We start from the raw sequence: 20714 nt of genomic DNA, 5'->3' as shown, positions 1-20714 counted from the left end.
CCTTCCCATCATCCCAGTACAGGGGGCCCGGTGTCCGGTGACATCACCGCCATCGGGCCGCCCCACAGCTTATCCGAATACAGGAACGCTTTCGTTTTTCCTGGCACGGATATCCGCCTTCACCACAGAGAGGAAGGCCTCACGGGAAACCCCGTAGGTGACCTTGCCGTCCAGGGTACGGACGGAGAAGACCCCGCCTTCCCGCTCTTTCTCGCCGATGGTGACAATGACCGGAACCTGTTCCAGCTGGGCATCGCGCACCTTGCGCTTGAGGCTCTCGCCCCGGGCGTCCACTTCCACGCGGAGCCCTTCGGCTTCCAGCTCTTTTTTCACCTGACGGGTGTAGTCCAGAAGGTCGTCGTTCATGGGCAGAAGGACCACCTGGACCGGTGCCAGCCACAGGGGGAACCGTCCGGCGTAGTGTTCCACCAGAATCCCGAAGAACCGCTCGATGGACCCGAAGGCCACGCGATGGATCATCACGGGGCGGTGCTTTTCGTTGTCCGCACCGATGTAGGAGAGGTCGAACCGCTCGGGCAGGCTCATGTCCAGCTGGATGGTGCCGCACTGCCAGGTTCGCCCGATGGCGTCTTTGATATGGATGTCGATCTTGGGCCCGTAAAAAGCGCCGTCCCCTTCGTTGATGACATACCCCTTGCCGTAAGCGTCCAGTGCGGACCTCAGGCCTTCGGTGGCCTTTTCCCACTGCTCGTCCGAGCCGATGGACTTTTCCGGACGCGTGGAGAGCTCCAGGTGGAAATCAAGGCCGAAGGTGCCGTAGATCCGCTCGTCAAGCTTCAGGACCCCCAGGATCTCATCGTGGATCTGCTCCGGGGTCATGAAGATATGGGCGTCGTCCTGATGGAAGGCCCGCACGCGGAAGAGCCCGGAAAGGGCCCCGGAGAGCTCGTGGCGATGCACCAGGCCGATCTCGCCGGCGCGGTAGGGGAGTTCCCTGTAGGAGGGGCTCTTCATGCGGAAGAGGAGCATGCCGCCGGGGCAGTTCATGGGCTTGATGGCGTAATCGAAGCCGTCCACGCTGGAGGTGTACATGTTCTCCCGATAGTTCTCCCAGTGCCCGCTGCGCTCCCAGAGGGCGCGGTTGAGCATGATGGGGGTCTTGGTCTCCACGTACTCGTCCTTGGCGTGTTCTTCGCGCCAGTAGTCCAGAAGGGCGTTCCACATGGCCATGCCCCGGGCGTGGAAAAAGGGCATGCCCGGCGCTTCGTCATGGAAGCTGAAAAGGTCCAGCTGGGTGCCGAGCTTGCGGTGGTCCCTTTTCTTGGCCTCTTCGATCATGTGCAGGTGGGCCTTGAGCTCTTTCTTGTCGAAGAAGGCCGTGCCGTAGACACGCTGGAGCTGAGCCCTGGTCTGGTCGGCGCGCCAGTAGGCACCGGAAACGCGCATGAGCTTGACGGCCTTGATCATCCCGGTGTGGGGAACGTGGGGCCCCCGGCACAGGTCCGTGAAGTCGCCCTGCTCGTACAGGGAGATAGTGCCCTCAAGGTCCTCGATGAGTTCGAGCTTATAGGGTTCGTCCTTGAAACGCTCCAGGGCCTCCTCTTTGGAGATCTCCTTGCGCGTAAAGGGGAGCTTGGCTTTCACGAGGCGGTTGATCTCCTGCTCGATGGCGGGGAACGCCTCTTCGCCGATGGGCTCCATGTCGATATCGTAGTAAAAGCCCCCCTCCACCACGGGTCCGATGGTGAGGTGGGCATCCTTATAGAGGTTCGTGATGGCCTGGGCCATGACGTGGGCGGCGCTGTGCCGCATGATCTCGAGGGCTTCCGAATCCTTGGTGGTGATAAGACGGACCGCAGCGCCGTCCGCGACCTTTTCCGACAGGTCCAAAAGGTCCCCGTCGATCTCCATGGCCACGCAGGAGCGCGCAAAGCCTTCGGAGATTGAAAGGGCTATATCGCCCCCTGAGGGGGCCTCATTAAACTCTCGTTTGCTTCCATCCGGTAGAGTGATCTTAACCATATCCGTATCCGTATCGCCTCGAATTATAAAAGGAACCGCGCAACAGGCGATGCCTTGCCAATACCTTTAAATCCAGCGGGGTGCACGCACCACACTGAAAACAGGACTAATCTGTGAATTTAGGGCAATTCCCCGGGAGGGTCAAGACAAAAGCTCTTTCCCTCTCCCGGAAAGTGTATGGTCTTCCTTGGAAAAAAATGATACACAAACATAAATCAAACTCACTCGCACCGTCGGTGGGCCGGCGGTTGTGCTCAAGGTACCATGGCCTCCAAAACGTCTCGGGTTTTTGTCCGGGATCCATGCCGCGCAGCGCACCTTTTTGCCAAGCCGGTTCGGCATCACACCGAGGCCTGATGTGCCTGGATTTTTTTTCGCATGCCCAGCGCATGGAATGGCCGTCGAAACGAGCCCCGATTTTCCCATGACCGATATGATAGACAACCTCCATTACGTGGAGACCGCAGATGCCCTCAAGGAGGTCGCCGATGTGTTCCTGAACGCCGATTGTATCGGCGTGGACCTCGAAGCCGACTCCATGTTCCATTTCCGAGAAAAAGTGTGCCTCATCCAGATGGCTGTCGGTGATTTCATCGCCGTCATCGACCCCTTGAGCATCGAAGACATGGGCCCCATTGTCCCTGTTTTTGAGCGCCCCGAGATCCGCAAGATCTTCCACGGAAGCGACTACGATGTCCGTTCCCTTAACCGGGACTTCGGCATCACCATCCGCAACCTTTTCGACACGGAGCTGGCCTCCCGGTTTCTCGGCATCCCCGAAACCGGCCTCGGCTCGGTCATGAAACAGCGCTTTGGCGTGGAGCTGGACAAGACCTACCAGAAAAAGGACTGGTCCAAACGCCCCCTCACCGAGGGCATGATCAAGTACGGTGCCGGAGATGTCATCTACCTGCCCCGACTTGCCGCCATCCTCGACCGTGAGCTCGAAGAGAAGGGCCGCACCGAATGGGTGGAAGAGGAGTGCCTCCTGCTGTCCGGCGTCCGCCACCAGGACAACGGCGACGCCCCCCTGTTTACTAAGGTAAAGGGCGCGGGCAAACTCGACAGGCGCAGCCTGGCCGTCCTGGAAGAGCTGCTGAAACTTCGCCTTATCCTTTCCGAAAAGAAAGACAGACCTCCGTTCAAGGTGTTCAGCAACGCCTCCCTGCACACCCTGGCCAAGGAAAAGCCCACATCCACAAGGCGACTCAAGGCCTGCGGAGCGCTGTCCCCGAGGCAGACCGCAGCCCACGGAACCCAGATCCTCAAGGCGGTGGAACAGGGCATCGCCCTGCCCGAAGAGGAGCTGCCCAGGTACCCTAGGGGCAAACGACCCAGCTTCAACCCTGAGATCCCCAAACGCATGGACGCCATCAAAAGCTACCGGGACGACATGGCCCACAGACTGGCCCTGGATCCTCCCATCCTGATCAACAAAGCGCTGATGACCGCCATTGCCGTGCGTAACCCCGACACCGTGGATGAGCTTGATTCCATCGACGGACTGCGCCAGTGGCAGATCAGCACCCTGGGCCAGGGCATCATCACCGCCCTGCGCCAGGAAGCTTAAAAAGGCGGAGCCCGTCGCCGTCGGCTGCCGACCGGCGGGCCACCGGAGTAAACGTCACCCCACGACCCGATCACAGGGCGATGCCCGACATCGCCCGCATGAGGAACCCCATGGAACATCGCATCACCTTCACGTCTGAAGGCACCATCCTTGAAGGCATGCTCGAAACCCCCGGCACCAAACGCGGGGTCGTCATCACCCATCCGCACCCCCTCTACGGAGGCGACATGGACAACCCCGTGGTCCTTGCCATCACCGAGAGCTATAGGAAAGCCGGGTTTGCCACCCTGCGGTTCAATTTTCGGGGCGCAGGCAACAGCGAGGGGGACTTCGACGAGGGCCACGGTGCGGTCCGCGACCTCCTGGCCGCTGTCTATCGCCTGAAGTCCGAGGGCATTGAGGACGTCACCTGCGCCGGCTACTCCTTCGGAACCTGGATCTGCCTCTCCGCGTCCCTGGCCCACCCCGTCACCACCGACGTGATGGTGGCCCCCCCGGTCACCTTCCTCGATTTCCAGGCGACACCGTGCCACCGGGGCCCCAACCTTGTCATCTCAGGCACCCAGGACAGCTTTGCCGACTTTGAAACCGTCAAAGGCATGGTCCCTGCCTGGAACCCCGACGCCCGGCTCCACGTCATCGAGAGCGCCGACCACTTCTTCTCCATCCATTTAAATGAGGTGAGCCGCGCCATCGACGAGCACCTTTCGGGCGCATAAAAAGCTCCTTTTCTGCGCTTTGCGGGGCGGCCGTCGGACCGGCGCCCCGCAAGGCATTTAATACACGACAAAAAGCCCTCCTTATGTTGCCCAGCCACGGGCCACATTGTCTTTTGTATTGTTCCCTCACAAAACACACTTTCTATTGACAAACACTGTTCCACCCCCTTACAACAGAACATAGCACCCCACAAACATCACCCAACGAGCCACACTCTCACACCTCATTCATACATCGCCGCAGGTCCGCCGAAGCCCCCAGACCCAACGCAGCCCCACCCCTGAGCGGAGCCCCCCGGCCGACCCGCGCCACCCCCAAAGGAGAGCGGCATGACCACCCGCAAGGAGACCGCCCTGCCCTGGAGCAGGGAGTACCGCATCCTGGGCATCCCGGAAACACTGGAGCCCTATCCCGACGCACCGGCCTACGCCATCCTCGATCAAGCAGCCCGGCGCTTTCCAAAACGAGGCCTGATCCAGATGGGTTCCTTGGTCACCTACCCCCGGGTTCGCGAGATGGCCCATCGCCTGGCCACGGCCCTGGCCGGGTTCGGCCTTACCAAAGGCGACCGCGTGGCTACCCTGCTGCCCACCTCCGTCCAGTTTGTGGTGGCAGATTACGCCATCAGCCGTGCCGGCCTGGTCCACGTCCCCTGCTCCACCCTGGAGCCCGTGCCCCATCTTCAACAGAAATTCGACGCATGCACGCCGCGGGCCCTCATCACCCTGGACGACGCCCTGCCCCACGCCCGTGCCCTTGCCGAAACAACCGCATTGGAGCAGGTGATCGTCTCCAAACTGTCAGACTACTCCGCCCACCCCGCCCCTCCAGAACCACTGGCCGGGCTCCCGTGCCAGGGCCACTGGCTGACGCAGCTCATCGCAGAGACCCCCTGCGCCCCGCCGGACCGGCCCATTGACCCGGAAAAAGACCTGGAGATGATCCTCTTCACCGGCGGGACCACCGGCGTCCCCAAGGGATGCATGCTTACCCACCGCAACATCTACTGCAACTCCCTGCAGAACAGCTGGGCCTTCGGACGCGTCAAAACGCTGCTCCGGGGCAACATCACCGCCCTTATCGGCCTGCCCCTCTTTCACTCCTACGGCCATGTCATCATGCACACCATGACCCTGGAGGGCTACAACCAGATCCTCCTCCCCGACGCCAGGGACACCGAGGCCATGGTGGACATGATCCGCACCCACCGCCCCCTGTTGCAGCTCGGGGTCCCGGCCCAGTTCATGAAAATGGCGGAAAAAGAGCTGAAAGGATTTGCCGTCCTGGGGGTTTCCGGCTCTGCGCCCCTGCCCCCGAGCACCCAGAAGCAATTTGAAACCAAGGGCAAGGGAGCCATCATGGAAGGCTACGGCCTGTCGGAGATGTCCCCCAGCACCCACCTGAACCCCTCCCTTCTCCTGCGCATCGCAGGCGGGAGACTGCCCCAGCGGATTCTCACCGCCGTCCTGGGAATCCCGGGCCTCTGCCCTGTGCTCAACCGCGGCCTTGGGTTGCTGGGGCCCAGGGCCGTCGGCACCATGGTCACCCGGGCCATCGCCCTTCTCCTCAAATTCTCCCGACCGTCCGACACCGAAAAACCCGCCGTGGAAAAACCGGGGGCCACGGGCATCCCCCTGCCCGACACACACGTACGAATCACCGACACGGCAACGGGTGATCCCCTTGCCGATATGGATGATTTTCCGTCCGGGGTCCGTGGGGAGATGCTCCTTAAAGGCCCCCAGCGCATGAAAGGCTACTGGCCCGATGCGGCAAGCGGCATCGACGAGGCAGGCTATGTCCACACCGGCGATGTGGTCACCGTGGACCCCCAGGGCTACTTCCGCATCGTGGACCGCACCAAGGACATGATCAATGTCTCGGGTTACAAAGTCTACTCCCGGGAGGTGGACGACATCCTCTACAGCCACCCGGCCACAGAACACGCGGCAACCGTCGGGGTCCCGGACGGAAACCGGGAGGGGAGCGAACGGGTGATCATCTGCGTTCAACCCAAGCCTGGGTACAAGGGGCGGGTCACCCCGGAGGACTTCATCGCCTTCCTCAAAGAGCGCGTGGCCCGCTACGCGGTTCCCCGATCCGTCTTTTTTGTGGACGAAATGCCCCTGACCCCCGTGCAGAAACTGGACAAGAAAAAGATACGGGAGCTCGCGCGCGCCCACGCCCTGCGCATCACCCCTTGACATCTTTTTGGAAAGGGTGTTAATAAGGGTAGTTTTTTCGAGGCCGACACCGGCCTACCGATCCTTGCTCTGTCTTAAATTACAGGGCTTTACATCCATAAGGAGGTTACATGAGACGTTACGAAACCGTATTCATCCTCGATCCCGATCTGGGCGAGGAGGTCCGCAACCAGCGTTACGACAAGGTCAAAGAGATCATCGCTGCCTACAAAGGCGTCCTGATCGAGTTCGATGACTGGGGCGTACGCAAGCTGGCTTACGACATCCGCAAAAAAGCCCGTGGACAGTATGTCCGCGTTGATTTCTGCGGCGACGGCACCCTCATTTCCGAGCTGGAACGAAACTTCCGTCTTGACGACAAATTCCTCAAGTTCATGACCATCATCCTCGGCGACGACGTCAACCCCGACGACGTCCTCGCAGAAAAAGAGCAGGCTGAAGCCGCTGCCGCTGAGGCAGAAGCTGCACCTGAAGCTGAAGCAGAAAAAGCCGAAGAAGCTCCCGCTGCCGACGCACCTGCCGAAGAGGAAAAAGCTGAGGAACCTGCAGAACCTGAGACCAAAGAGGAGGACTAAGATGGCCGCACCAGCACGAGGAAAAGGAAAAGGGAAACCCGGACGCAAGGGAGGCCGTAAAAGGACTTACCACCGCAGGAAGGTCTGCCGTTTCTGTGCCGACTCCAGCATCGTCATCGACTACAAGGAAACCCGCGTACTCAAGTACTTCATCTCTGAGCGCGGTAAGATTATTCCCCGTCGCATTACCGGCACCTGTGCCAAGCACCAGCGAATCCTTACCCGTGAGATCAAGCGCGCACGTACCATCGCACTGCTTCCTTACGTCGGAAACCTGGAATCATAATGCGAAGTCGGCCATGCGCCGCTTCGATGACCAACTGAACAACGCCGGAAATCCGGACACGGTTCCGGGTTCACTTTGAAGGGGTGCCCCCCTTCAGCGGAGGATAATATGGCAACGAAAGTTATTTTAACGGAAACCATCGACACTCTGGGCATCATCGGTACCGAGGCTACCGTTGCGGACGGCTACGCACGCAACTACCTCCTCCCCCGCGGGAAAGCCGTTCTTGCCACGCCCCAGAACAGAAAGCTTCTGGAGCAGCAGAAAGCTCGATTTGAACTCCAGATCGCCAAAGAGCGCGAGCAGGCTGAAGAGCTGGCCAAAAAAGTACAGGAGATCTCCTGCACTCTCATGGCCAAGGTCAGCCAGGAAGAGCGCCTCTACGGTTCCATCACTGCCCAGGACATCCTGGAAGCCCTCAAGGGCCAGGAAGTCACCATCGAGAAGCGCATGCTGCTTCTGGCCGCTCCCATCAAGGAGCTGGGCACCTACAAGATTCCCGTCCGTCTCTACAAGGACGTGGAGCCTGAAATCACCGTTGAGGTGAAGGCGGAAGCCAAGGAAGGCGAAGAGGAGTAATCACCTCTCCGTTCCACCAGTGAAAAGCCGCAAAGGGGGGCAGCCGAAGACCGGCAGCCCCCCTTTTTTCGTTTGGCGCCGACCCTGGAAAGCCGCCCCTTACGGACCTTCCCGCCGGGTTGCGCCACAGGCATGAGCAAAAACATTGCCAACACCCCGGGGACCTGATAGCTCTTAACCAGCGCATGTCCACCCCGAAACCCGACAGACCCAAAGACGATAAAAAAGAGACCAGCGCACCATGCTCACGAACTTTGCCCCACCCAAGCCCAGGAAGAAATCCACCGGCAACCGCCCCATGGACGGCTACCCTTCAAACGACGAAGGCGGCACCCGGGGAAAACTGCCGCCCCACGCCCTGGACGCGGAAGAATCCATCCTGAGCTCTATTCTCATCGACAACGACACCCTGGTGGATGTCATTGAGATGCTGACCCCCCCGGACTTTTACAAGCCGGCCCACGAAAAGATCTTCGAGTCCATGGCCGAACTCTTTGCCCGGTCCGAGCCGGTGGATATCGTGACCCTGGCCAACCGGCTCAAGGAAAAAGGGCAATTAGACGAGGTGGGCGGTGCCGCCTATCTCTCCCAGCTGGTGGACCGCGCCCCCTACTCGGTCAACGCGGTAAAACACGCGGAGATCATCCGGGACAAATCCTCCCTGCGGCGCATGATTGAGACCTGCTCTCACATCATCAACGACTGCATGGAAGAGCAGGGAGCCGTGGAGTCCATCATCGACACGGCCGAAGGATCCATCTACGAGATCTCAAACTCGAAGATCAAGCCCTCCTTCTCCCATATCAACGATCTCATCAACAGCAACATCACCACCCTGGAGGAGCGCCAGAACAGCGGCAGCGATTTCACCGGAGTTCCCACGGGCTATACCCAGGTGGACAAGCTCACCTCAGGCCTCCAGAAAACCGACCTCATCATCCTGGCGGCCCGACCCAGTATGGGCAAAACCGCCTTTGTTCTCAACCTGGCACGGAACGTGGCGGTCCTCGAAGAGAAGCTGGTGGCCATCTTCTCCCTTGAAATGGGCTGTGAGCAGCTCTCCATGCGACTGCTCACCGCCGAGGCAAGGGTCAACTCCGAAAAACTCAAAAGCGGCACCATCGGCGCCGAAGACTGGGAGCGTGTCACCGAAGCGGCCGGCGTCATCAGCCAGGCCCCCCTCTACATCGACGACACCCCCAACATCAGCGTCATGGAGATCCGGGCCAAGTGCCGCCGCCTCAAAGCCGACCGCGAGTTGGGCCTCATCATCGTGGACTACCTCCAGCTCATGCGGGGCTCCGGTACCACCGGGGACCGCCGTGACCTTGAAATCGCGGAGATCTCCCGATCCCTCAAGGGACTTGCCAAGGAGATGGATGTACCGGTTATCGCCCTGTCCCAGCTGAACCGTATGCTGGAGCAGCGTGCGGAAAAACGCCCCCTGCTCTCGGACTTGAGGGAATCGGGCTCCCTGGAGCAGGACGCCGACATCGTCGCCTTCATCTACCGCGACGAGGTCTATAATAAGGAAGAGAACAACCCCAACAAAGGCAAGGCCGAAATCATCGTCGCCAAAAACCGTAACGGCGCCGTGGGCACGGCCCACCTCACCTTTATCGGCAAATACACCCGATTTGAAAACGCCGCCATCGGCGACTACGCCCTTCCGGACAGCGAATGAAAAAAGTACACGGTCACACCGACGGCCTGAAGGCCAACCAGAAAAAACGACTCGAATCCCTCTACCGACGCAGACTCCCCCAGGGCTATGCGGTGAACGCCGAGCTGGCCCACGAGCTGGCAGCCATCAGCCACGACATCCGCAGGCAGGTGGCCGTCCTGGTGAGCCGCGCCGGAAAGGTGGAGTTTGTTATCGCAGGGACCCCGGACCAGATCTACATCCCGGAGCTCAAAGGGTACAGCCCCCTGCCCGGCCGCCTGTCGGGCCTGCGCTACATCCACACCCACCTCAAGGAGAACGAGGGGCTCACCCGGGACGACCACACCGACCTGGCCCTGTTGCGCTTCGACCTCATGGCCGCCGTCACCCTCACCGCAGACGGCTCGGTCCACAGGGTGCACACCGCCCATGTCACCACCGGCGCCACCGGTGAGCCCACCCGGGAACTCCCCCCCATGGCCCCGGGCCACCTCCGGGACGACCTCGACGTCATCGTCCGCGAAGTGGAAGAGGAGCTCTCCCGCAAAGAGCGGGTCCTGTCCGCCGGAGACGCCGAAGAGCGCGCCATCCTGGTAAGCGTCACCACCCGCCCCAGAAAAGAGGCCATGGCCTCCCTCAGGGAACTGGACGAACTGGCCCGCTCCTGCAACATCGACATCCTGGAGACGGTGCTCCAGATCCGCAAAAAAAGCGACCCCAAGCACCTTCTGGGGCGGGGCAAGCTCAGCGAGATCACCATCGCCGCCATGCAGAAAGGGGCCACCATCCTCATCTTCGATCAGGAACTCTCCCCGGCCCAGATCCGGTCCATCACCGACCAGGTGGAGATCAAGGTCATCGACAGAACCCAGATGATCCTGGACATCTTTGCCCGGCGCGCCCAGACCCGGGAGGGCAAGCTCCAGGTGGAGCTGGCACAGCTCAAGTACATGCTGCCCCGGCTTATCACCTTGAACACCGCCATGAGCCGGCTCACCGGTGGCATCGGCGGCAGGGGCCCCGGAGAAACCAAGCTGGAACTCAACCGGCGGCGGGTCAGGGACCGCATCACCACCCTGACCAAACAGATCGAAAACGTCAAGAAACAGCGCGGCCAGCAGCGGGCCAGAAGAAACCGCAAAGGGGTGCCCGTGGTCTCCATCGTGGGCTACACCAACGCAGGGAAATCAACCCTCTTAAACACCCTCACCCAGAGCAAGGTCCTGGCCGAAGACCGCCTCTTTGCCACCCTGGACCCGTCCAGCCGGCGCTTAAGGTTTCCCAAGGACATCGAGGTGATCATCACCGACACCGTGGGGTTTATCCGGGACCTGCCCAAAGAGCTCATGGTCTCCTTCCGGGCCACCCTGGAGGAGTTGGAGTCGGCGGACCTCCTGCTTCACATCATCGATGCCTCCAACCCCCAGTGTGAAAAGCAGATCGACTCCGTGGAAAAGATCCTCTCGGACCTGAAACTCGATTCCATCCCGGTCCTCAAGATCTTCAACAAGATGGACCAGACCGATGAAGAGCGGCGTGAAGCGCTTTCACGGGAACACGGCGGCCTGTTCATCTCCGCACTTAACCGGGCCACACTGACCCCGCTGCTCCACCGCATCGAAGACCAGATCGAGACCCTCATCACCGACCAGCTCCCGGAGGATGACCCGGACCTTGAGGAGTAGACCGCAACACAAGATGTGCTGTCATGCACCGTGTGCCATCATAGATGTTGACTCGCCGGGACAAAAAGGATACATGTGGTACCCATGAAGATGGAAGCAATTAAAAATACGGCCCTTTCCGCTGTTTTCAAAGGTGGAAAAATCCTCGCCGACATGGTGAACGGCTCCTTCCGTATCGACCGCAAAGGGCGCATCGACCTGGTCACCGAGGCGGACACAGCCTCGGAAAAGGCCATCATCGAGACCTTGACCCGGGCTTTTCCCGACCACGACATCCTGGCCGAGGAGAGCGGGGCAACCGAGAAAAAAAGCCCGTACCGCTGGGTCATCGACCCCCTGGACGGCACTACCAACTTTGCCCACGGCCTGCCGCTCTTCTCCATCTCCATTGCCTTCCAGGCCCACGGCGAGACCTGCTTCGGGGTGGTTTTCAACCCCGTCACCAACGAACTCTTCACGGCAACCAAAGGCGAAGGCGCCTTTCTCTGCGGACGCTCCATCTCTGTGAGCGGTTCCCCGAGCCTGGAGGAGAGCCTTCTGGTCACCGGGTTTCCCTACAACGCCCGAGAGATCCTGCCCGGCCTCATGGCACGGTTCGAGGCCTGCCTGGACGCCGCCCAGGGGGTTCGCCGCCTGGGATCCGCCGCCCTGGATCTCTGCTACCTGGCCGCCGGACGCTTCGACGGCTTCTGGGAAGAGAATCTCAAAGCCTGGGACACGGCTGCCGGGGTCCTCATCGCCCAGGAGGCAGGGGCACGCGTCACCGGATTCAACGGCGAAACCTTCACGCCCGGAGACGCAGAAATGCTTGCCACCAACGGCAAGATTCACAACGACATGATGACACTGCTGACGACATCAACGGCCTGAGGCACCAACAGGGTACCGAAACGCCATTAAACCATAAGGGGACCTATGCATAACGATATTGTCTTCGTCCAGAAATCGGAAGCCTACCTCGACTGCTTCGGCAACTTCGACATCAACGACAAGGTGTGCACCAAACACTGCGCCCTTTGCCTGAAATGCATCATCGAGCGGGACCAGAACGATCGCATGGAGCTCATCGAGGACCTCATGAACACCGAGGCCATGCCCGCACGGCTCCAGTAAGCACCACACGACACACCATCAAAAAAACCCGACAGGACCTCACCCCATATCGAGGTGCCCTGGCGGGTTTTTGTTTTTTTCATACAAAAACAAAGTAACGCGCAAAAAGCGTGCCTCCGGCGGCGAGGTGAGCCACCTCGAAAGCTATTAACCCTTGCGCTTCGTCCCTCGTTCCTCGGGCCAAAGCGCAAGGGCCTTCGCTCGGGCTACGCCCGACATAACCGCTGAGGGTTTGTACGGGCTGATGCACAAGCTTCGACGCAACAGGATACGTTGTCGCTACGTGCCCATTGTCTGCCTCCGGTGGCACGTTGTGCCTCTTAGAAAACAGTTTGCGGATGCGTGTCTTAATAATCGAAAAACCTTGGCCAATGGCCTGTCCCCGAGGCCATTGGCAACCTGGGGTCCAGGGGATTATCCCCTGGCCGCCGGAGGCGAGGCATTTACGCGTCAAAAAATCTTGGACGGATTGAGGATGCCCTTGGGGTCGAAGAGCTTTTTGATGCCCCTCATGATCTCCAGCTCTTTCTCCCCGATCTCTCTTCCGATGTACTCCCGTTTGGTGATCCCCACCCCGTGCTCGCCGGAGAGGGTCCCCCCCAGGGCCAGGGTGTGGTCGAAGATCTCGTCGATGACGGCATCGGCCCTGAGCTTTTGGGCTGCGTCCTTTTTATCGATCATGACGTTGAAGTGAATGTTGCCGTCCCCGGCGTGGCCAAAGCTCACCATGGGAAGGCCGTACTCTTTTTTGAGGGCTTCGATCTTTTTGACCATCTTGGGAATGGCGCTTCGGGGTACCACGATGTCTTCGTTGATCTTGTCCGGCCCGAAGAGGTAGAGGGCAGGCGACACCTTCTTGCGCACCGTCCAGAGGCGCTTGGCCTCTTCGGCGTCACGGGCCTCCTCCACGGCCATGGCTCCCGCTTCCTTGACGATCGTTACCACCTCTTCCATGGAAGTGGCCACCTCCGATGCAGAGCCGTCCACCTCGATGAGCAAAATGGAACGGCACCCTTCAGGAAGCTCCAGGTCGGCAATGGACTGGGCGCAGACAATGGAGGCTTCGTCCATGTACTCCACACAGCGGGGCAGGGTCCCTGAAGCGATGATCTTTGAGACGGCTTCGGCCGCCTCTTCCATGCTTTCAAAGGAGACCTTGAGGGTGGCGGTGGCCGCAGGCAGGGGCAAGAGCTTGAGCAGAATCCGGGTGATGACGGCCAGGGTCCCCTCGGACCCCACCAGAAGGCGGGTCAGATCGTACCCCACCACACCCTTGGCGGTTCGCACGCCGGTATGGACGATCTCCCCTGTGGGCAGAACCGCCTCCACGCCCAGGACATAGTCCCGGGTCACGCCGTACTTCACGGCCCGGGGACCGCCCGCGCACTCGGCCACGTTCCCACCCAGGGTGGAGATCCCTGCGCTGGAAGGATCCGGCGGGTAGAACATCCCCTTGGCCTCCACAGCCCTGTGAAAATCGCCGGTGATCACTCCGGGCTCCACTTCGGCGGTAAAATTGTCCGTATCGATCTCGACGATGCGGTTCATGAGGGTGGTCACAAGAACCACGCCCCCTTCAACGGCCACCGAGCCCCCGGTGGTTCCCGTCCCGCTTCCCCTGGGTACCACGGGAAACCCCAGCTCAGAGGCCAGGGCCAGGGTGCGGGAGATCTCCTCGGCACTTTCGGGAAACACCACCGCATCGGGGATGCATCGCGCATTTCGCGCATCGTACGCGTAGCAGACGCAGTCTTCCTTTGATGTCTTCAGACGCTCCTTCCCGTATATTTTCGCAAGGGCGGAACGCGCCTTTCTCCTTAATTCCATGTTGTCCCCACTACCAGTGTTTCTGGCGGTCCAGCTCACGAAGCCCCTCCTCTTTGAGGCGGATAATTTCGTGAGGTTCAATGCCCAGGCCGCGGGCGATGACCTCGGCCCGATTCAACTTTTCCAGGATCTCCTGGATGCGACGTTTCTTTTTATTGTCAGATCCCCAGACGGGTTCATTCGATGAAATCATAAGACCCTCCAGCTGAAGGTGAAAGAAAAAAACCACTCGCTTACACGCGATCATTGTTTACGTGAGAGCACAAAAACAACACGCCTTCAAACGGTCTTCGTCGCAGCAATGCCTCTGCATGCTTCTTCAGAAAACCGTCCTAAAAATCGCCGTTTTCAATCTTTCTGGAAAGATACTCGATCTGATTTCGCATCTGGACTTCCTGACGGATGTCCTTTTCAATGGTCCCCACGGCATGCATAACCGTTGCGTGGTACCGATTGAAATTTTTCCCAATGGCCTGAAGGGGCTGGTCGGTGTATCGGCGTGAGAGGTAGATGGCCACCTGGCGGGGTTTCACGATGGTCTTTTTTCGTGACTTGGATACAATGTCGGTGGGTGTGATATTAAATTCACGACAGACAAGCTTTTTGATCACATCAATGGTAACGCGCTTCTTCTTGGTGGCGATGTTCTTCACCACGCTTTCCGCCAGATCAAGATCCAGGGGAACACCCATGAGGGAAGACTTGGCCGTCACGGACACCAGGCCGCTTTCCAGCTGCCGAATGTTGTCGGTGAGTTCACCGGCCAGGTACTCAATGATATCCATGGGGAGCTGGTGCCCTTTTTTGGCGGCCTTCTTTTTCAGGATCCGAACGCGGGTCCTGAAGTTGGGGTCCTCGATGGGAGAGATCAGCCCGGAGGTAAACCGGGATGCCAGCTGCTCGTTCATCTTGGGAATGTCATTGGGCAGATAGCAGCTGGAGAACATGATCTTCTTGCCGGACTCCATAAGGTAATCCAGGGTCATGGCCAGCTCGATCTGGGTGCGCTCTTTGCCGCCCAGAAAATGGACGTCTTCCAACAGCAATACATCGCACTGGGAACGGTACTTCTCCTTGAACTGACCGGCTGTGTCGTTTTTGAACGAACCGATCATCTCGTTGGTGAAGTCTTCTGCCGTGATGTAGTAGACACGCTCCCCGGGCTTCTTCCGGTTGATGTGGTGACCGATGGCCTGGGTCAGGTGACTCTTGCCCATCCCCGTGTCGGACAGCAGAAACAGGGAGCTGTTCTGTGCCTGGGTGGACGAGGCAAGGGAAAGGGCCGCTGAGTAAGCAAAATCGTTGTTCCCGGAGACCACAAAGTCGTCCAGGGTGAAGTCGGGCCTCAGCATGCGGCCGCTGTGCATCACGGGGTTGGCCACGTTGGGAATGACCAGCTGGGTCTCCACCTTCTTCAACCCCTTTTTAACCACGGGGCCGCGGCTTACGCCGTTTGCTCCCTTGCGAACATCAAAACAGAGGCTGATATCTGACCCGAGAAGGGTCCGGACTTCATTCTGAATCATGGAACCGTAGTGATCCTGAACCCGCTTCTTTGAAAACAGGTTGGGGCACGAGACCCGAAAGTCATTCCCGCTCCTGTCCTCGAACTTTACAGGTTCAATCCACATTCGGAAACTGTGTCCGGGCAGTCTTTCCGCCAGCACAGCTTTAACATTATTCCAAACCGATTCCATACAGTATGCTCACCAATAAAAAACAATAAGAGGCTATTCCCTTTACAGGGCTCGTTAGAAAACCACCAAAATTTCTGATTATTCCCGATACATTGTAGAATACCAAGGATAGAAACAGAGGACGGGATCCCCCATAGTGATGTAAAATGGTATTAATCCAACGTGATGACCCCGTCAACCCGAATATCTTCGATTTTCAGGGTCCACCGCCCCGCCATCACACCACGCCGCAAGATACTGTTATAAAATACAATACAACCAACAGATCTCGCAACCCCCCATAAATATTCCCAATTCTTCAACACAGATTTATCTAACTATATTCGAATGATCCACGGTTTCCTTTCCAAAGACGACAAACACAAAAACTCTCGTTTTCTCTGCATTGCTCTGATTTGCTCCATTTTTCAGCATACCCGCTCTGTCCCCCCATCTGATCACCCCAAATACTGCACCATTTAGCCCCCTTAGGTGAGTTCCCCTTTTTTCTCCTGCCCCCCCCTGGGGTGTTACCCCCAAGGGCCCCATAAAACACCCCTTTCCCGGCCTCCCCCCAACCTGTTGCCCCATACCCGGAACCTACCACAACATAGGGGATGCCCCCGGGAGTTCCTCCCGAGGCAACATATTTCCGCCCCACCCATTGGTCCCTTTCATTCTCTTTTTTGCATTCCCCTGAACCAGCGCTGCTGGTATATATAGGTGGAAGAAGCCCGGTATCCGGTCGTTCGCATGCTGTCATCACGTATATCGCAGAATTCCGGAACCCTACGGCAGAACCCCCAGGGTGTCGGTGCCCCCACCATCCGGGCACACCCCTATATAATAAAGGAGTACACATGACCCAGCCTCCCCTGCTGGCCCTGACCATGGGCGATCCCTGCGGTATCGGCCCGGAAATCGCCGCCAAGGCTTTTCACTCCCCCAAAGCCCATGAAAACATGCGGCCCCTGCTTGTGGGTGATGAAGCGACCATGACAAGAGCCATTGAGACCACCGGCGTACCCTTGACGATCCAGACCGTCAACTCGGTCAGCGAGGCCCGTTTTACCCCGGGCACCATCGACCTTCTCCCTGTGTCTTCCCTGGCCCCCGACGAGGTGGTCCCCGGTGCCCCCACAGCCCGCACCGGCCAGGCCATGATCGACGCCATCACCCGCTCCGTGGACCTGGCCCTTTGCGGGGAGTGCGATGCCATGGTCACCGGCCCCATCCACAAGGTAGCCATGAAACTGGCCGGATCCGAATTTCACGGGCACACCGAGCTCATCGCCTCCCGCACCCGGGCCACGGAATTCGCCATGATGATGGCCGGAGACCGCCTGAAGGTGGTGCTGGTCACCATCCACATCCCCCTGCAGGAGGTGGTCCGCCAACTCACACCCGCCAAGATCACTGATCTGATCAGCCTTACGGCCCGGTCCCTCACCGAACGATTCGGGGTGGAGAAACCGCGCATCGGTGTGGCAGGCCTGAACCCCCATGCCGGGGAAGAGGGCCTCTTCGGCGACGAGGAGAGCCGACTCATTGCCCCGGCCGTGGAAGCAGCACGGGCCCTGCATCCGGAATGCACCATCAGCGAGCCCCTGCCCCCGGACACGGTTTTTTTCAAGGCCACCGAAGGGCACTACGACGCCGTGGTCTGCATGTACCATGACCAGGGCCTCATTCCGTTTAAGATGGTCCATTTCCATGACGGGGTAAACACCACCCTGGGGCTTCCCATCATCCGCACCTCCGTGGACCACGGCACCGCCTACGACATCGCATGGAAAAACATCGCCTCGGAAGGCAGCCTCCTTTCCGCCATGCACATGGCCGCCATGCAGGCACGAAACCGAATCCGCAGATAACACGCGCAGCGGAAACCATGCGCCGCCCCTTAGGCGGCGCACCATGCCCTTCATCAGGAATCAAACACACCATGGTTCAACCTGAGATCACAATATCCGGAGCCCGGCAGCACAACCTGAAAAACATCGACGTCTCGTTTCCCAAAAACGCCCTGGTGGTGGTCACCGGGCTTTCGGGGTCGGGCAAATCCTCCCTGGCCTTCGATACCCTCTACGCAGAAGGCCAGAGGCGATACGTGGAGTCCCTTTCCACCTATGCCCGCCAGTTTTTAGGGCAGATGGAAAAGCCCGATGTCGACTTTATCGACGGGCTCTCACCGGCCATCGCCATCGAGCAGAAGAGCTCCTCCCACAACCCCCGGTCCACGGTGGGAACCGTCACCGAAATTTACGATTTCCTGCGACTTCTCTTCGCACGTTCGGGCACGCCCCATTGCCCCTCATGCGGCAAGGAGGTGGGCTTCCGGTCCCTGGATGAGATCATCGGCGAGGTCCTTGACGAGCCCGAAGGCACACGTATCCTGATCACGGCCCCCCTTCCGGCCATGGCGCCCGATGCCGCGGCAGCCATGCTCAGGCGCCTCAGGCGAGAAGGGTATTCACGGGTCCGCGTGGGCAGCCGTCTCTACGAACTCGACGATCTCCCCGAGGGCTTTCGTGTGGATGACCACCCCTTTGACGTCATCATCGACCGCATCGTCATCAAAGAGGGCATGCGAAACCGCCTGGCCGACTCCCTGGAACTTGCCGCCCGCACCGCAGACGGCAAGGCGGGTATTGACCTTCTTGCAGAGGGGAGCACGGAGATCCGCCACACCATCCTTTACTCCGAAGAAAAAGGATGCAGCGAATGCGGCATCACCCTGCCGGACTACACGCCGGCGTCCTTCTCCTTCAACTCCCCACAAGGGGCCTGTCAGCGCTGCGGCGGCCTGGGTACCACAGAAGGCTTCGACCCGGGACTCATTGTCCCGGACCCGGACCTCTCCCTTCGGGAAGGGGCCGTGGCACCCTGGGCCTCGCGAAGCTCCGTTCAATTCGCCGAATTCCTGGATGCCCTGACCCACCATTACGGCGCCTCCATCTACACACCGTTTCGAGATCTCTCCGCCTCTTTTAAAAAGGTGGTCCTGAAAGGATCGGGAAAGGAGGCCATCCCGTTTTATTTTGAGAAAAAAGGACGCAAGGTCACCTATGAGACCCCCTTTGAAGGGGTGATACCCGCCCTTCAGAAGCGGCTGGACGACGCCACCACCGCATCGGAAAAAGAGGACGTGCGCCGGTTCATGACCCAACACCCCTGCCCCGCATGCAGGGGCTCGCGCCTCAACGACCTGGCCCGGGCCGTGCGCATCGACGGCCATTCCATCTCCGACATCACCGCCATGTCCGTTGAAAAGGCCCTTGCCACCCTCTCGGAGTTCTCCTTTTCCGGGAAAACAGCCCTGGTGGTAGCGCCCATCCTTCGGGAGCTCACCAGCCGCCTCACCTTCCTCACCGATGTGGGCCTCTCCTACCTCACCCTCTCCCGGGGAGCCTCCACCCTCTCCGGCGGGGAGAGTCAGCGCATCCGCCTGGCCACCCAGATCGGCTCCAAGCTCTCCGGGGTTCTCTATGTGCTGGACGAACCCAGCATCGGCCTGCACCAGCGTGATAACCGGCGCCTCATCGACACCCTGAAAAAGATCAGGGACCTGGGAAACACCGTGCTTGTGGTGGAACACGACACCGACACCATCTACGCCGCAGACCACCTCATCGACATGGGGCCTGCCGCCGGCATCCGGGGCGGGCAGGTGGTCTACTCCGGCCCCCCCTCGGGCATCACCGCCTGCGAAGAGTCCCTCACCGGCCTCTATTTTTCCGGCCGCCGGGGCATCGAGCCACCCTTGAAGCGACGTCCCCACGACAAAGGGTGCCTGACCCTCATGGGAGCCCGGGCCAACAACCTGAAAGAGGTCACCGTGGACTTTCCTCTGGGGACCCTCACCTGTGTCACCGGTGTCTCGGGTTCGGGCAAATCCACCCTGGTACTCACCACCCTGAAGCGGGTCCTCTCCCAGAAGCTTTCGAGCGCCAAGGAGCGTCCCGGCGATTACACGCGCCTTGAGGGCCTCTCCCTGGTAGACCGCGTCATCGGCATCGACCAATCCCCCATCGGCAAAACCCCGCGATCCAACCCGGCGACCTATACTGGGCTTTTCAACGCCATTCGCGATATTTTCGCAAAAACCAAAGAGGCCAGGGAACGAGGGTACAAGCAGGGGCGGTTCAGCTTCAACATGAAGGGGGGACGCTGCGAAGCGTGCCAGGGAGACGGCATCGTCAAAATCGAGATGCACTTCTTGCCCGACGTCTATGTGCCCTGCGACGTCTGCGGTGGAAAGCGATACAACCGAGACACCCTCGACGTGCGCTACCGGGGGAAAAACATCGCCGATGTGCTGGACATGACGGTAAACCAGGCCTTTGAATTCTTCAAAAGCTATCCGGTGCTGCGGGCCAAGCTGGAAACCCTCATCGAGGTGGGCATGGGCTACATCCACCTGGGCCAGGCCGCCACCACCCTGTCGGGCGGCGAGGCCCAGCGCATCAAGCTGGCCAGGGAGCTCTCCAAAAAGGGAGGAGGTCACACCGTCTACATCCTTGACGAGCCCACCACCGGCCTGCACCTGGAGGACATCCGAAAGCTCATGCTGGTCCTCAACCGCCTGGTGGACGCGGGAAACACCATCCTCATCATCGAGCACAACCTGGATGTCATCAAATGTGCCGACCACGTCATCGACCTGGGGCCGGAAGGGGGAGAGGGCGGCGGCAATATCGTGGCTGTCGGCACCCCCGAGGAGATCGCCGCCGACCCGCGATCCGTAACCGGCCGCTACCTCAAGGAGATCCTCCCCAACACCCCGGCGGACCAATAAAAAAGCCGTCCCTCCCACGTGGGGAGGGGCGGCTT

General features: G+C 59.8%; 16 protein-coding genes. 12 read left to right on the top strand and 4 right to left on the bottom strand.

From position 1 onward, the window contains the following. Positions 1–69 precede the first annotated feature (69 nt). Positions 70–1983, bottom strand: coding sequence for a threonine--tRNA ligase (thrS, locus tag ACOYW0_RS17415; protein WP_482415077.1), 1914 nt, complete (start codon positions 1981–1983; stop codon positions 70–72). A 424-nt stretch (positions 1984–2407) separates the two neighbouring features. On the opposite strand from thrS, the gene ACOYW0_RS17410 reads away from it, so the two are divergent. The 10 genes from ACOYW0_RS17410 (at position 2408) to ACOYW0_RS17365 (ending at position 12378) form a co-directional block, all read left to right on the top strand. Beyond that, on the top strand, positions 2408–3553 hold the full coding sequence (locus tag ACOYW0_RS17410; protein WP_482415076.1) for a ribonuclease D: 1146 nt from the start codon (positions 2408–2410) through the stop codon (positions 3551–3553). Positions 3554–3663: 110 nt separating this feature from the next. Further along, positions 3664–4272 (top strand): alpha/beta hydrolase, encoded by a 609-nt coding sequence (locus tag ACOYW0_RS17405; RefSeq protein WP_482415075.1) that lies wholly within the window; start codon positions 3664–3666, stop codon positions 4270–4272. A 330-nt stretch (positions 4273–4602) separates the two neighbouring features. Then, the gene (locus tag ACOYW0_RS17400; protein ID WP_482415074.1) at positions 4603–6477 is read left to right on the top strand and encodes an AMP-binding protein; all 1875 of its coding nucleotides are present in this window, start codon (positions 4603–4605) and stop codon (positions 6475–6477) included. Positions 6478–6587: 110 nt separating this feature from the next. After that, complete coding sequence (rpsF, locus tag ACOYW0_RS17395; RefSeq protein WP_482415073.1) at positions 6588–7052, top strand: 30S ribosomal protein S6; 465 nt, start codon at positions 6588–6590, stop codon at positions 7050–7052. 1 nt (position 7053) lies between these two features. Then, positions 7054–7338: a 30S ribosomal protein S18 gene (gene rpsR / locus ACOYW0_RS17390; protein ID WP_180136805.1), complete on the top strand. Its 285-nt coding sequence runs from the start codon at positions 7054–7056 to the stop codon at positions 7336–7338. A gap of 108 nt (positions 7339–7446) precedes the next feature. Beyond that, complete coding sequence (rplI, locus tag ACOYW0_RS17385; protein ID WP_180136806.1) at positions 7447–7917, top strand: 50S ribosomal protein L9; 471 nt, start codon at positions 7447–7449, stop codon at positions 7915–7917. Positions 7918–8158: 241 nt separating this feature from the next. After that, the gene (gene dnaB / locus ACOYW0_RS17380) at positions 8159–9601 is read left to right on the top strand and encodes a replicative DNA helicase (RefSeq protein ID WP_343052475.1); all 1443 of its coding nucleotides are present in this window, start codon (positions 8159–8161) and stop codon (positions 9599–9601) included. Then, positions 9598–11265 (top strand): GTPase HflX, encoded by a 1668-nt coding sequence (gene hflX, locus ACOYW0_RS17375; RefSeq protein ID WP_482415072.1) that lies wholly within the window; start codon positions 9598–9600, stop codon positions 11263–11265. The genes dnaB and hflX overlap by 4 nt, the downstream gene beginning before the upstream one ends. An 84-nt stretch (positions 11266–11349) precedes the next feature. Further along, positions 11350–12135, top strand: coding sequence for an inositol monophosphatase family protein (locus ACOYW0_RS17370; RefSeq protein ID WP_482415071.1), 786 nt, complete (start codon positions 11350–11352; stop codon positions 12133–12135). A 45-nt stretch (positions 12136–12180) separates the two neighbouring features. Beyond that, the gene (locus ACOYW0_RS17365) at positions 12181–12378 is read left to right on the top strand and encodes a hypothetical protein (protein ID WP_092207334.1); all 198 of its coding nucleotides are present in this window, start codon (positions 12181–12183) and stop codon (positions 12376–12378) included. Between the two features lie 450 nt (positions 12379–12828). Here ACOYW0_RS17365 and ACOYW0_RS17360 read toward each other — a convergent pair whose 3' ends face one another. The 3 genes from ACOYW0_RS17360 to dnaA form a co-directional block, all read right to left on the bottom strand. After that, positions 12829–14205 carry an FAD-binding oxidoreductase gene (locus ACOYW0_RS17360; protein ID WP_482415070.1) on the bottom strand — a complete coding sequence of 459 codons (1377 nt, stop codon included), beginning with the start codon at positions 14203–14205 and terminating at the stop codon, positions 12829–12831. 10 nt (positions 14206–14215) lie between these two features. Continuing rightward, positions 14216–14398: a hypothetical protein gene (locus ACOYW0_RS17355; protein WP_180136810.1), complete on the bottom strand. Its 183-nt coding sequence runs from the start codon at positions 14396–14398 to the stop codon at positions 14216–14218. A 139-nt stretch (positions 14399–14537) separates the two neighbouring features. Further along, positions 14538–15902 (bottom strand): chromosomal replication initiator protein DnaA, encoded by a 1365-nt coding sequence (gene dnaA / locus ACOYW0_RS17350; RefSeq protein ID WP_482415069.1) that lies wholly within the window; start codon positions 15900–15902, stop codon positions 14538–14540. An 839-nt stretch (positions 15903–16741) separates the two neighbouring features. On the opposite strand from dnaA, the gene pdxA reads away from it, so the two are divergent. Then, complete coding sequence (gene pdxA / locus ACOYW0_RS17345) at positions 16742–17755, top strand: 4-hydroxythreonine-4-phosphate dehydrogenase PdxA (RefSeq protein ID WP_482415068.1); 1014 nt, start codon at positions 16742–16744, stop codon at positions 17753–17755. Positions 17756–17826: 71 nt separating this feature from the next. Continuing rightward, on the top strand, positions 17827–20679 hold the full coding sequence (gene uvrA / locus ACOYW0_RS17340) for an excinuclease ABC subunit UvrA (RefSeq protein WP_482415067.1): 2853 nt from the start codon (positions 17827–17829) through the stop codon (positions 20677–20679). The last annotated feature ends 35 nt before the right edge of the window (positions 20680–20714 follow it).

The sequence above is a fragment of the Desulfoluna sp. HI9BLuna genome, from assembly GCF_056829775.1.
The sequence above is the reverse complement of the archived record's forward strand: the minus strand, read 5'-3'. Positions and strand labels throughout refer to the sequence as shown.